Source organism: Streptomyces sp. NPDC005423 (genome assembly GCF_040606415.1).
GTDB lineage: Bacteria > Actinomycetota > Actinomycetes > Streptomycetales > Streptomycetaceae > Streptomyces.
This window is the reverse complement of record NZ_JBEXET010000046.1, coordinates 22367-35761: the sequence shown is the minus strand read 5'-3', so window position 1 is coordinate 35761 and position 13395 is coordinate 22367. Positions and strand designations below refer to the sequence as shown.

10 protein-coding genes are annotated in these 13395 nt (G+C 71.8%); all 10 read right to left on the bottom strand.

What is annotated here, in order from left to right; genetic code table 11:
- Positions 1-60: 60 nt before the first annotated feature.
- The 10 genes from ABZT12_RS32870 to ABZT12_RS32825 all read right to left on the bottom strand — a co-directional run bounded on the left by ABZT12_RS32870 (position 61) and on the right by ABZT12_RS32825 (position 12980).
- Positions 61-975, bottom strand: coding sequence for a replication-relaxation family protein (locus ABZT12_RS32870; RefSeq protein ID WP_356391369.1), 915 nt, complete (start codon positions 973-975; stop codon positions 61-63).
- Positions 972-3596 carry an ATP/GTP-binding protein gene (locus tag ABZT12_RS32865; RefSeq protein ID WP_356391367.1) on the bottom strand — a complete coding sequence of 875 codons (2625 nt, stop codon included), beginning with the start codon at positions 3594-3596 and terminating at the stop codon, positions 972-974. The genes ABZT12_RS32870 and ABZT12_RS32865 overlap by 4 nt, the downstream gene beginning before the upstream one ends.
- Entirely contained in the window at positions 3572-4009 is a 438-nt protein-coding gene (locus tag ABZT12_RS32860) for a hypothetical protein (RefSeq protein ID WP_356391365.1), read from the bottom strand. Before ABZT12_RS32860 ends, ABZT12_RS32865 begins: the two co-directional genes overlap by 25 nt.
- Positions 4010-4212: 203 nt before the next feature.
- On the bottom strand, positions 4213-5325 hold the full coding sequence (locus tag ABZT12_RS32855) for a bifunctional lytic transglycosylase/C40 family peptidase (protein WP_356391363.1): 1113 nt from the start codon (positions 5323-5325) through the stop codon (positions 4213-4215).
- 44 nt (positions 5326-5369) lie between these two features.
- On the bottom strand, positions 5370-8111 hold the full coding sequence (locus ABZT12_RS32850) for a hypothetical protein (RefSeq protein ID WP_356391361.1): 2742 nt from the start codon (positions 8109-8111) through the stop codon (positions 5370-5372).
- Between the two features lies 1 nt (position 8112).
- Positions 8113-8457 carry a hypothetical protein gene (locus tag ABZT12_RS32845; RefSeq protein ID WP_356391359.1) on the bottom strand — a complete coding sequence of 115 codons (345 nt, stop codon included), beginning with the start codon at positions 8455-8457 and terminating at the stop codon, positions 8113-8115.
- Positions 8457-11141 carry an ATP-binding protein gene (locus tag ABZT12_RS32840; RefSeq protein WP_356391357.1) on the bottom strand — a complete coding sequence of 895 codons (2685 nt, stop codon included), beginning with the start codon at positions 11139-11141 and terminating at the stop codon, positions 8457-8459. Before ABZT12_RS32840 ends, ABZT12_RS32845 begins: the two co-directional genes overlap by 1 nt.
- The gene (locus tag ABZT12_RS32835) at positions 11138-11713 is read right to left on the bottom strand and encodes a hypothetical protein (RefSeq protein ID WP_356391355.1); all 576 of its coding nucleotides are present in this window, start codon (positions 11711-11713) and stop codon (positions 11138-11140) included. The genes ABZT12_RS32840 and ABZT12_RS32835 overlap by 4 nt, the downstream gene beginning before the upstream one ends.
- Positions 11710-12051 carry a hypothetical protein gene (locus tag ABZT12_RS32830; protein WP_356391353.1) on the bottom strand — a complete coding sequence of 114 codons (342 nt, stop codon included), beginning with the start codon at positions 12049-12051 and terminating at the stop codon, positions 11710-11712. The genes ABZT12_RS32835 and ABZT12_RS32830 overlap by 4 nt, the downstream gene beginning before the upstream one ends.
- On the bottom strand, positions 12048-12980 hold the full coding sequence (locus tag ABZT12_RS32825) for a conjugal transfer protein (protein WP_356391351.1): 933 nt from the start codon (positions 12978-12980) through the stop codon (positions 12048-12050). The genes ABZT12_RS32830 and ABZT12_RS32825 overlap by 4 nt, the downstream gene beginning before the upstream one ends.
- Between the last annotated feature and the right edge of the window lie 415 nt (positions 12981-13395).

Below are 13395 nucleotides of genomic sequence, written 5' to 3'. Positions count from 1 at the left end.
GCGAGCGCGTGCAGGGTGGCAGCTGCGGAGCTGCGACCTTCAACCGGGACGGGCGGTGCGTCACAGACCGGTCCACGGCCGACGCTCGCCGCCGACAAGAGGCACCCAGACGTCACCGGTGGCTCCGTGCTCTTCGAGGTCCTCCAGGACCGCCGCGCCCATAGGAACCTGCCGGGCCAGCGCGCCCACCAGAGGGTGCTCCGCGACCATGGCCTTCAGATCATTGATCCGGTTGCCCAGGACGTACCCGGAGGCCCCGGTCAACACGAACAGGACTCGAGGGAACACGGGATACCAGCGCAGCCACACCGGTCCAGCAGCAGCGGGCTGCCGCGAGCGCGGGCGGCCGATGAGCTGCGGCTCGTAGGCCCACAGCCGCGCGTACTCAATCAATTTGGAGGCGAGCCGCTCGCTGCCCATGGTCGTCCGGTCGACCTCGACGAACGCCCGCAGCTTCGTCCGCTCTCCGCCGGCGATGAAGGTGTAGTGCATCACCGCGTCCGCGATGATCCGCTCGCCGTCGCTGAGCGGGTGAGCCACCTCCGGTGTCCAGTCCAGGTGGCCGTGCTCGTCGCCGCGCCGCCGGGCGTCGGTGACGAACGCGAGATGGCTGCGGAGCACCGTCAAGGTGTGCGGCGTCTTCAGCGAGGCAGCGGTGGCTGAGCTGATCGGGTACGGGGGCCGTCCCCGCAGAGCGGGGAAGTCCCGGGTCAGGCGGGCGCCATCGCCGGTGAGGAACCAGACGCGGGACCGGTTGGACCGCGGCAGCACGGTGTAGTCGACCAGGCCGTCGCGGCGCAGCTTGTTCAGCGGCGCGGAGAGAGTCTGGTGTGCAACGCCGGGCCGCAGCAGTTCGTGGAGCTGGTTCGTGGTTGCCATCCGGTGCTGGCCCAGTACGGCCAGGATCTGATGCGGCAACGGTTCGACGGGGCTCGGCTTTCCGGCGGTCGTCACGGTCTTGAAAGTGGCGGTCACTTGTATCCCTTCTTGGTCAACTGAACGTTTGACGGGGTGGCGTTGGCGTGCTGGGCGAGGAAGCCGCTCACGCGGGCGAGCTGGTCCGTGGCCCGGTCCGTGAGCGTCGTAAGCGGTGCGGCGCCGGCCGTGGCCCGGGCGGCGCGCTCCAGTGCCGCAGCCCGGCCTGGACGGGCGAGGTCGGCGAAGACCTTGTCCAGGTGGGGACCGGTGATCCGGACGGGACCGACACGACGGCCCTCGACGGTCAGCGACATGTAGTGCTCGAACCGGTCCAGGGAGGCGACCACGTCCGAGGTGGGGCGGTCGCCCCACTCCGCGGTGATCGGTGCGATCGCGGACTGAGAGCCCGCAGTTGACGCCAGGGTGGAGGCGTTCTGTACCAGGGAAAGCCGCACCGGGATGGGAAGTCGGGCCAGCAACTGGGTCATGCCGTGGACGTGAACCCGGTATTTGCGGAAGTCCTCGAACATCGCGGCGATCGTCTCCGGGGCCGCACCGGTGAGGGTGATCAGCTCGTCGAAGTAGGGGCGGAACGGAACCCGTTGACCTTCCGGGGTGTCCCGGCGGGAGCGCACGGCACGCAGCAGGTCGCGGGCAAGAAGCGCGGTGATGAGCCGGTCGGTGGGCCCGTTGCCGCCCGGGCACACCCACACGACCATCCGGGAGTCCATCGCGGCCCGGATGTTGTAGACGCCCGCCGGCTGCCCCAGGAACGCCCGGGTCACCGGGTTCGCGGACAGGCGCGCGACCGGGTTGAGGACGACGCCGAACGCGTCGGCCGGCAGGGTCGGGAAGACCGTCTTCCACCAGGAACGGGTCTCCTCGTCCAGGCGCCCCTCAACCGCGGTGAGCGCCGCGACACGGAAGTCATGGTCGGTGAGCAGCGAGCGCAGGTGGAAAATGGTGGCCTGGTCTTCAGGCATCCCGGCCTGGCAGGCGGCCTCGTTGACGGCCACCAGCACCGTCAGGGCGGCGGTGAAAATGGTGAGCGCGCGGGGAGCGGTGGCGTCGTCCCAGCCGAGCACGGACGCGTACGCATCCGCGGTCGCCTCGACGACCTCGTGCGCCACCTGTCCCTGGTGCATTCCGATCGGATTCCAGCAACTGAGCTGCGGGGCAGGCCCGTTGGCGTTGAGGTCGATCAGGGCGATGCGCTGCACGAGGTGGTCGTGGGCGAGGAACGGCAGGGCCCGTGGCCAGGAGTCACGGTGCGGGTCGACGAACATCAGCCCGCCGCCGGCGTGCGCCCAGCCGATCGCCTGGGCGAGCGCGCGTTCAGTCTTGCCGCCGCCCGCCTTGCCCACCCCGACCTCGAACAGCGTCTCCTTCGCGTAGGTGGCGACCAGGCGTCGGCGGCCGTCGGGTCCGCGGTAGATGCCCTGCAGCAGCAGGTCGGGATTCCCGTGCTCGAACGTCGGCAGGTCTCCGGCGAACAGCGGCAGACGGCAGTGCACCGTGGGCGGCTTGAGCAGCCCGGTCAGCTCATCCAACCGGACCCAGTTCGGGCGAGGCGGCTGGCACTGACCCAGATTCCAGCGGCGTTCGAAACTCCGCCTGGTGGGCCAGTGATCGGCGCCGAACCGCCACGGCCCCGCCCTCCAGCCGCGCATCGCCCAGCGCGATCCGCCGCCGAACACGTCGAGCCCGGCCTGGAGTTGAGCCAGACGGGCCTCGGCACGCCCTTCCAGGTTGGACGCGCACATCACGAGCAGCTGCACGCGCACCAAGTGGTCGTCCTCGAAGAGCTTGCCCAACGCCTCCTGCGGGTCCACCCGGCGGGGGACCGGCGGCATGACCAACCGGCGCCCGCCCCCGCCCTGCTTCCCGGCCACCAACTGCTGCAGCTGCCAGGACAGCGAGTCCTCGATACCGGTCGCGTCCTGCCGTACCCAGCGTGCTGCCCGCGAAGCCTCGCGCCGCTCCGCACGCCGCGCGTCCGTCATCAGCTGCAAGCGACGTGCTCGCAGCGTCCACTTCGGCGCGCGCTGGATGTCGAGCCGGATCTCGGCCAGGTCACCCAGCTCGGCGCGGAGGTCGGAGACGGCGTCGATCAACGGCTGCAACGGGTCGGGGGCCAGCGGGACTTCCCGCAGCGGTGCGGTCGGCTTGCCGCGCAGGACGAACTCCGCCCGCACCACATGGTCACGGCGCTTGTCGGACAGAGGACGGACCCGGTTCACGGTCACGGCGGGACCGAACGGTGTGATCGACAGCAGACGCTCGCCGCCCGCAGGGCCCTCGATCCGGTACCGCAACGGGCTCGAGCCATCCGCGCGCAGCCGGACCTGCACCGACTTCGACCGGCGCGGCGCCCACCACGGCATCGAGGTCGAGGCCCGGGCGAGCTGAACACCCCGGCGGAAGATCTCCTCGAATCCGGGGTCGAAGTGCCGCGACGGCACGAGCTCCAACGCCATCCGCTCAGCGGAGGCCTTGCGCGCCAGGCGGCGCACCACCATCTCGACCGCCGTCCAGATGACGACGACGGCCGCGGCCACCACCCACCAGTAGGTGATCAGCCAGCCGACGGCGTGAACGATGCCGACCACGAGGCCGAGGACCTGACCGGATGCCGCATGGTCTGTCTGGCCGGTCAGGTGCGGGGCTGCGGAGTCCACGTTGTTGCTCCCTTCTTGATGGTGCGGGTGAAGTGCCAGTCGGTGATGCGGAGGTCGGTGAAGGTGCCGCCGCGGTCGGTGCCGGCCCACACCAGGTGGACCACTGCCTTGTCGGGGCTTCCGTCGCGGCGGGCGATCGCGGCCTGGATGCGGAAGCGGACGGTGGAGAACGCCGGGGCCACCGACCCACCCGAGTCGGGAAAGACCGTGGGCCACCTCGCGCGGCCGATGCCCGTGGCGTCCGCGCGCAGCAGTCCGCAGCCGGCGGTGAGCAACTCCTTCTCGTCGGCGGCAGGCAGGTCGGCGGGCCAGGACGCTGCCAGGTTCTGTTGGACAGCCCGGTCGCCAGCGGCGCCCTCGCCGTGCGGCGCCAGAGCGGATTCGGCGACCGAGGAGGGCGATGCGGTGGGCATCGTGGAGGGGGCCGTGTCGGCGACCGGTTGACGGGCAGGAGTCACAGCGGCCGCGGATGCCGGATCCGTGGTCGCGTGCACGCCCGGTGCTGCTGGAGGCGCCGGCGGTTCCTGACCGTGCGGCACGCTCAGCAACACGATCCCGGCGACGGCAAGGATGACGGTGCTCAGCAACAGCAGACGCGGTGAATGCAGGGCGGGGGTCACAGCATCCGGGCTCCCCCCGCGTAGCCGGACATCGTGCTGACGGCGTCCAGGCGCACCACGGTGCCCGGGCGGGGGGCGTTGACCATCTGTCCGCTGCCCAGGTAGATCCCGACGTGGTAGATCGTGGAATCGTGTCCGGGTGCGGTGGCGAAGAAGACAAGGTCTCCGGGCTTGAGGACGGACGGTCCCAGGCTGGTGGGGATCCGCTGTCCGGTACCGGCCTGCGCGGCGGCGACGCGCGGCAGAGTGATACCTGCCTTCGCGTACGCGTACTGGGTCAGCCCGGAGCAGTCGAAGCCCTTGATGTTCGCGCCGCTCTTGCCGCTCGGTGAGCAGCAGATGCCGTATGACCTGCCGCTCGCGTTGCCTCCGCCCCACGAGTAGGGGACACCCCGCTGGGAGAGCGCGGCCTCGATGACCGTGCGGACTGTGCCCGTGACGTTCGTCAGGTCCGGGTCCTTAGCGGCCGCCGTGTACTGGTCGATCCACCCCATCACGTCGGCCACGTACTCGCTGGAGTGGTTGTACTGCAGGATCGCCGCCTTCAACTGCGAACTCTGCGTCAGATCCCGGCCGTTGCCGCACAGGTAGACGGCGGCGCCGAGCGCGGCGTCATCGCCGTTGTGCGGGTCGGCGACCTTGTCGCCGTTGCCGTCCTTCCCGATCGACTCCCAGGTGGAGGGCAGGAACTGAAACGGCCCGACCGCACGCTCCCCGCTCGCGGTGCCGTCCCATCTGCCGCCGTCGGTGTCCGCGACGGCGGTGGTGTTGCCGCCGGCACCGGAGCCGTTGAGGAGAACCCCGTAGATCTTGGGCGTGATGTCGCCGCCTGCGGAGATGGCGTGGCCGATGGCGTGGTTGGACTCGACCTTGGCGATCCCGGCGAGGATCTGCCAGCGCATGCCCTGACATTTGGGCGCGTACTGGCCGACTTGCTGGACGGCCTTCTTGTAGGCGGTGAGCATGCGCGGCGGGATGTCCGCGGCGCTGCCGCCCTCGGCGATCCCGCCGTCGTCGCTTATCCCCGTCTTCAGCGCCACGTAGGCGCCGACCGCGCCCGACAGCGGAGCGGCGCAGCACACGGCGGCGAACATCAACAGCGCTACCACGCACGCCCACCGCCTGATCCGCTTCGTAGGGCGCCCAGGCCGGCTCACCCGTCATCACCGTCCTCGATCTGCCACCGTTCCCGCATGGCGCGCAGTGCTTCGGCCTGCCGCATCCGCTCTAGCAGTCGGTCCTGGTTGCCGGTGCCCGCGTTGCCGCCCGCGCTGTTGCCTCCGGTCGGAGTAGCCCCGGTCCCGCCCGGTGGACGGGCCGTGGGCCCGGGGGCGAGGCGGGATATCCGTGAAGGTGCCGGAGCCGGGGCTGGCGGGGTAGTGGTGCCGCCCGCACGGGGTGGTGTGCTGGGGCCGGTGGCGCCTGGGCCTGGCTGGAGTGGGCGGCCGCTGGCCGTCATCGGCCGTGGTGGTGCTGTCGGGCGGGCCGGCGCGGCCGGAGGCATTGCGGTTGCCGGGCGACGGCTGAGGAGCCGTCTGGTCTGGCCACTGACCCGGGCCACGGCGCGGCCTGTGTCGACCCAGGCCCGGGCGTCCTCGCGCCCGGTGTTGGCCCACACACGTAGCTGCTGCCGTGCGTCCTGGGTGTAGCGCGAGCCGCCCGCCCGGGCGCGGCGGACGTTGGCCGGCAGCCCGACCGTCCCTCCGTACGCGGCCCGGCCACCCCGGTTGAGCATGCGGTAGCCGCGGAAGCGGACCAGCCGGTTGTGGGCACGCGTCGAGAGCAGGGTGCGGTCGGAGTTCTGGTCGTGCAGCACCTGCCCGGTGTTGCGGTCGACGATCTGGCCCTGGTCGTTGCGGTACCGGTCGGGCGGCCCTCCGGGCCTGTGCGGCCCCCCACCGGACCCGCCCGGTGCGCCGTTCGGCGGCCCGCCGGTGTTCGGGTCGCCGTCCGCGGTGGGCTTGCGCCACCTGGCCAACTGCTCGTGGTCCGGGCGCCTGCCGATCAGCAGCCCGAACGCGCCCCTCGCACCAAGCCGCGCCCCCAGGCCGCCTACGGCCGCCGCCGCGGTGAGCGGGGCCAGGCCCCGACCGGCTTCGGCGGTGGCGTCGGCGAGCAGTCCGCCGGTGTCCATGGGCATGCCCGCGCCGTCGGCGAGGGAGGTGAGTGCGCCCATCAGCCGGTGGCGGGTGCCGAGCAGCCCGAACCGGCCGCCCCCGCCGCCGGTGAACACGCGCAGCCCGCCACCGTAACCGCCCATCGCGGCAGGGGAGTTCATGGCGAGGGCGGCGCCGAGCTCGGAGGAGTCGCCGGGCAGGTGGGTGCCGCCGACCTTGGCGTAGCGCATCCGCATCGCCGATCGCCGGCCGAAGGAGGTGATGCCGGCCAGCAGGCGGCGGTGCCCGGCCGCGCCGGCGATCGCGAGGACGTCGATGAGCAGGATCCGCTCGACCATGAGGTCGGGGCCGTTGGTGATCGTGGCGTCGATGGCGATGCCGAAGAACGGGATGAACGCGCATTCCGCGACGAGCGCGAGGATCGAGATCCCCCACAGCGACACCCATTTCCACACGCTCTGGCGGGGTGGCCCGGGCAGCATGCCCGCGATGAACGTGACGCCGCCAGCGGCCGCAGCCGCGGCGCAGATGCCCTGGGTGGCGAGCAGGACGATCGCGGCGGACAGCAGCATGCCGCAGATGAACAGGGCGGCGACCAGCAGCAGTCCGGCGCCGCCGACCCGCCACCAGGTGGGCTTCTGGGCGTAGGCGGCGCACGCCTTGCCGACCGGGCCCGCCTTCTTCATGTCGTCCAGGAACAGGGAGAACGAGCGGTCCTCGTCGGTGACGAGGGCAGGGGAGGAGGTGTCCAGGAGTTCGCTGCCGGAGGTGAGCGGAGGGAGGTTCGCGTCGCCGTCCGAACCGGTCCACGCCTTGTCGTGATCCTTCTCGCAGATGTCCTTCGCGTCGCCGATGAGGAGCCTGCAGGCGTGCTTCGCCTCGTCGGAGGGGGTCCAGTCCGGGTTGGGCAGGTATCCGCCGGTGACCCACTTCAGGTGGACGGCGTAGGCCTTGCGGTCGGCGGCCTTGCCCGGGTCGAGGATGCGCCCGTACTCCAGCAGCATGTACGGCTTGACGATCAGCGCGTTGGTGATCGAGTCCTGCAGGGGGCGGGCCACGTCCGCCGCGGAGACGGGCGTCTCCTCCTCCCGTTTCAGGCATCTGAGTTCGGCGTTGCCGGCCATTCCCGTGCAGGGGTCGGTGGAGGCGATCTTCCCGCCCCAGTCGTAGGAGTTGACGCTCTGCTGCGCGACGGACGCGGCCACCTGCTGCGCCTGGCCGAGCGGGCCGTCCTGGCCGAGGAGGTAGTCGGGGCGCACGAACGTGGAGGCGGCGAGCGCACCGATCAGCAGCGTCAGGAAGATCTCACCCAGCCCGCGGCCCACTTTGCCGCGCACGATCATGAAACCGGCGAAGACGAACGCCCAGGCCAGCAGCAGCCCCTTCAGCCCGAGGGAGTCGACGACGACGTGGTCGTAGGCGTCGGCGACCTTCTGCGCCGGGTGGATCAGGACCTTCAACAGGGGGAAGCGGAAGGCGAGTTCGACCGACCACCCGGCCAACCCAACCAGCAGCCGGATCACGGTGAACAGGCCCGACAACGCGAACGCGAGGGTCTGACCCTTGAAGTCGAGGATGGAGCCGCCCTCGGCATTCAGGTCGTAGCCGTTGATCGGCACACCCTCGGAAGAGGTGATGTTCAGCGGCGCCAGGAGATCTCCCGACTCGCTGCTGCTGCTCGCCGCGTACACGACCTGCGTGTTGACCATCACGAACACGCCGGTGAGCAGCAGCACGAACCCGGCCGAGCGCAGGGTGTCGCGGTCTGGGCGGCGCATCTCAGCGCCGCCTCTGCCCGGCGCGCCGCAGCCGCCACACCACGAGGGCACTCCCACCCGCGAGGGCGGCTACCAGACCCCACGCGGCGCCGGTCGTGCTCTGCCGGCCGCTGGCGGTGGTGCCGCGTTCGCAATACACCTGTGCCCGGCCGACGACCGAGGCGCAGCGATCGTGGTGCGCGGGGTGGCTGCCAGCGGCGAAGGCCTGCCCGGTGTGCGGCCACCAGGCGTCCGGGAGGCCCACCCCGAGGGCGAGGACGGCCACTGCGGCGGCGACGGCGATCACCGTGAGGACGCTCATGGCCGCGGCGATGCGCCGGGAGCGGGTCCAGGAAGAAGTGGTCATCAGATGTGCTCCTTGGGACGGGTGTTGGCGGCCTCGCCGGCGCCGGGCACGGACGGCGGGGCGTCGCTGATGCGGCGTCCTGGCGTGGTGGTGATGGAGTGGGTGATGCGCGCAATGCGGGGGATAGAGACCTTGACGCGGCCGGTGTTCTGCCGCGGGCAGGTCAGCAGGAACTCGCCCTCCCGGCCCTTGTGTCCGACGGGGGAGAGCCCGGTGGTCACCAGGCGCAGCAGGTCTGGGTCGTGCGCGTCGAGGCCGACGAACTCCAGGCCGCGGCGGGCGCGTTCACGGTCGGCAGTGCGGGCCAGCGCCCGGTAGGCCATCAGGCCGCGGTCGGGGCCGAGTTCCTCGGCGTCGTGGGATGCGCCGAGCAGGCCGGCGCCGTGCTTGCGGCCGTCGTGGAGGATCTCGTGGACCAGAGCGGTGCCCTCGGCGGACGAGGTGAGCCAGTACAGCTCGTCCAGGACCACGGCGGTGAACCGTTCGGGGTCCTCGAAGGCGGTCTGGCGGGCGATCGCGGCGATCAGGTAGAGCACCGCGCGTCCGATCAGCGCCTCCAGCGGCTGCTGGTGAAGGACCTCCGGATTGGCGAACGCGGCCTTCGGCGGCAGCTTCAGACCGGTCGTGGTGATCACGATCATGTCGGTGCTGCTGGAGGCGTTCAGCCGTACCGGCGGCAGCGTGGGGTCGAACACCATCTGGGCCAGGGAGTTGGTGGCGACGACGCGGATGAGGCCGGCGAGGGTGGCGGCCGCGTCCTGGCGTTTGCCTGCCTCGCTCGTGGCCATCTCCTCGAGGACCTGAAGGACGCGGTGCATGGACGGCTCGGGGCCGGCGGCGGCCTGTTCGACGGCGTGGTGGAGGACCTCGCCGCCTGTGCTCATCGGGCCGATGCCGAGCTGCAGGGTGAGGTAGGACAGGGCGTAGTGGCGGCCCTCGGGGCCGGAGAACATCCGCAGCGGGTCGATGGACACCTCTGCCTGGGCGGCGTCGATGATCTGGACGCGTCCCTTCGCGGCGGTGCGGGCGAAGGTGGCCCACTCGCGGACGGGGGTGCGGTCGATGCAGATCGCACAGCCGCCACGTGCCCACACCGCTTCGGCGATCAGTTTCTGGAGCACGCTCTTGCCCGCGCCGAGGTCACCGACGATGCCCATCGACGCGGAGGCGTCCACCTTGGGCGCGTCCGCGACATTGATCATCACGGGGCGGGTGGTGCCGCTGTCCAGGTCGATACCGAGGAACATTCCGTTGGGGTCGCCGACCTCGGTGGCGGTGAACGCCCCGCCCAGCGCCCAGTCCTCGGAGACCTGGTGCTGGGTGAACTCGCGCACCACACCGGGCCGTACGGTGCCGGGCAGGCCCAGGGTGAACAGGGCTTCCTGGAGGCCGGCCGGGCGTACAGCGCGGTAGTCGGCGCCGCCGAGCAGTGCGGCCAGAGCGCGGGCGCGGGCGTCGCAGACGGCGGCGGTGGGGCCCCACACCGTCAGCACGGTCACTGACTGGACCTCGACCTCCACGCTGGTGCGTGAGAGGCGGGCGTCCAGCTCGCCGAGGTCGCGGGCGGCCTCGGTGAGCGAGGCGGGCATGCCGGTGGGGCGGGCGTCGTACTGGTCGGCCTGGTCGATCAACTCGTTCTTCTTGCGCCGCACCTGGTCGCGGGCCTTCTCCGCGGGCACGAGGGTGAGGTCGACGGTGTAGTCGACGGGGAAGTCGAGCAGCTCCAGCTGGGCGAACAGATCCGCGGCGTCCTGGCCGACGGCGGGAGGGCACTCGGCCAGCGCCAACTGGGCCTGGTAGCCGACTCCGGCATCCGTCTCGACCTGCAGCCACCGCCGGCCCAGCGGCGAGCCGGTGTTCAGCCGCCACCAGGCCGTGCGGCCCGACCGTGTGAGCTGGCCCGCGCTCTTGAGGTCGTCGACGTCGTCGAGCTCGGGGCCGATTCCGCCTTCCTGGAGGCGGACTTGGCCGAGGTCGGCGTAGCTGGGGGAGCGAAGTACGCCGTCTTGGATGTGCCCGCCGTACAGCTCGCTGCTCTCGGCCTCGGCCAGCAGCGGCTCCGCCAGGCCACGGTGGAGGGCGTGCTGGACCATCCACACGATCTCCGCCGGTCGCGCGGGGCGGAAGGCTATGCCGCCGGCGAGGGCGGCCTCCACGCGGGAGGCCTGCTCGCGGTAGGCGCTCACCTCGCGCCGTGCCACCGGCGCCGGACGCATGCCCAGCATCGGGGACAGCTCGGCCCACGCCGCACCGAGGGACGCCGACACCTGCAGGCCGGCGCTCTCGGTCTGCAGCGGCACCGCCAGCCACAGGCTGCGGCGGTGCATCTCCTGATCGTCCAGCAGGTCGAGGGTGGCCTCGATGTTCTCCACCCACGGGTGTGCTCCGGCACCGGGTGCCTGATCGGCCGGCTCGATGCCCTCGATCATGCGCAGCGCGACCTCGCCCGGATCGACCTGCGCGCAGATCCCGAACAGCCGCGGCGACCCGGACAGGGACCGCACCAAATGTGTGATCTTGGCGAGGTGTTCGTCACGGACGACAGCGGGCACGTACGTGCCCTGGACGGTTTCCTCGACCCGTCCCTGCGCGTCCGGGCCGGGGTGAAGGCGGTAGAGGGACCACACGCTGCCCTGCGTCGACCACACCAGGTGCCCGGCGATGTGACGGATCGGAACCCTCACCGCGCACCCCCGCTCTGTGCGGCGAGGGCGAGCAGCTGCTGCACACCCGACACCGGGCGGACCGGAGCCGCAGGAGCGGCCGGCTCCGCGTGGTCGCGCACGGCCGGACGGCCCGCGGCCGGGCCTGGCCGCGGGGCCCGGCGGGGACGGCGGGCTGCGGCACGGGAGGGTGCGGCCGCCGCGGCGAGCGCGGGCGCGTCCTCGATCGTGAAACCGCCGAGCAGCGGGTGAGGAGAGCGGTCCCGGGCGGCCCGCCCGCCGATCCGCCCTCCGCGGGGCTGCCAGCCCAGCAGCACCCAGCCCAGGGCCGCCTGCATCGGGGCACGCCCCCGGATCTTCGGCCTGCGCACGGCCCAGATCGTCAGCAGCCAGGCCGCGATCGGGACCGGGCCCATCCACGACCACCAGCCGATGGTCTTGACGAGAAGGAAGCCGCCGACGACGGCGACAGCGATCTGCGCGGGGGTGTACGGGCCGAGAGGGATCTTCCAGTCCGCGACCTTGCCCAGCACCCAGGGGTGACGGCGCGCGGACGTGTAGAACCGGCCCACCCGGCCGGCGGCCTCGGTCACAGCCAGCCTCCGGCGCCGGACGAGTGCACGCGGGAGGCCGGGAGTTCGGACTGAACGATGCCCGGGACGGCGGGTGCGCCCTTGGAGGGGTGCTTCACCTCGTCCTCGAACATGCTCGCGAGGCTGTCGCGCGAGTTGTAGAGGCCCAGCGCGATCACCATCAGCAGCAGGGCGCCGATCCCGGCCTTGAGGCTGAACTTCTGGACCATGGTGACGACGACTAGGACGAGCAGACCGGCCGTCAGGCCCTTGGTCGCCCACTCCTGGAACATGCGGATCCAGCTGTTGCCGAGGTCGTCGAGCTGCCCGGCGAGCATCAGGTGGTGCACCGTGTTCACCGCACACCGCCGTCCCGGACCGTGCCGGACTCCAGTGCCGCGACTTCCCACCGGCCCGAGCGGGCCCGGAGCGTCAGCTCGTAGGCCAGCGGCCACCGCCCGCGCGCGTCCTGGGCGTTCACCTGCGCGAGGATGTGGACCGTCGTGCCGTCGCCCGGCACCTGCCCGGCGGTGGCCGCCTGTTCGACCGCGGACACCTGCTGCACGGCGGCAGCCGTGTACGGGGCGGGGGAGACCGCCGACAGGTTCACGCCGGGTGCGAGGTAGCGGTCGACCTCCCCGGCGCCGGTCAGATACGCGGCGAAGAACTCGCCGACCGCGGACGTCAGATCGCCGTCGGAGACGGTCACCCGGTACGGGGACGCGGGTACCGTCGCGCGGGCCGGGCCGGCCACCACTCCGGGGGCACCGGTCACCGTGAACGTGCCGCCGGTGCTGTCCGACACGAGCGGGACGGTGTAGTAGCGCACCGAGCCGTCGGCGTACTGCGCAGCCACCGTGACCGACCACGCATCGTCGTCGTGCTGCGCAGTGCGCACCGGGACGACGGACTCCGGCTTCGCCTGCCTACCGGCCACCGGGTCGGGCAGGTCCACGTCCGGTGCGAGTGACTGCGCAAGACGGGCCTGCGCACTGCTCTCGTCGCTTCCGCTGCTGCGCAGCCACGCGCCGACGAACACCTGCGCATAGCCCCCCGGATCGGCGGCGGTTGACGTGGTGCGCACGGCGGTAGATGTAGTCGCCGTGGCGGCCCGGACGGTGGTCGGGCCGGAGGCGATGGCGAGGCCCAGGGCGATGGGACCGGCCGCGATCGCGGTCCACGCTGCCAGGCGTGAGAGGCGTACGCGGCGCCGCATCGCCTCGAGCCGGGCACCTGCGGCCATCGGTGCGGCGGCCCCGCTCTCCGAGGCATGCTTGCCAGGAGACATGGTCAAACTCCCAGGTCAGAACGTTTGCTTGCTGACCTTGAGAAAACCCGCCGGCCCCGACCCGACCACCGACCATGAAGGCCCGACCACGGTCACGATGGGGACACGAAGCCCGTGGTCGGGGTCATGGTCGGCCCGACCACAGGCCCAACCACGGGATGACCGGGGACGGAGCATCGCGTCCGCCCGCGGTCTCCTGGCGGGAATTGGGCGACCACGTGCCCTGCAGGCAACGGACCCGCACGCCCCTGCGCAGCTGCGTGTCATCCGGATCTCGTGAGGCACCTGCGCAGTGCGCGCCCCGGCCGTGCGCGGCAGAAGTTCAGGAGTTCTCGCGCCGGTTGCGCAGCCGCCCGGCACAACCCGACTGCGCACGATCCTCGGCTGGTTGCGCACCCCGATCGCGCACCGCCCG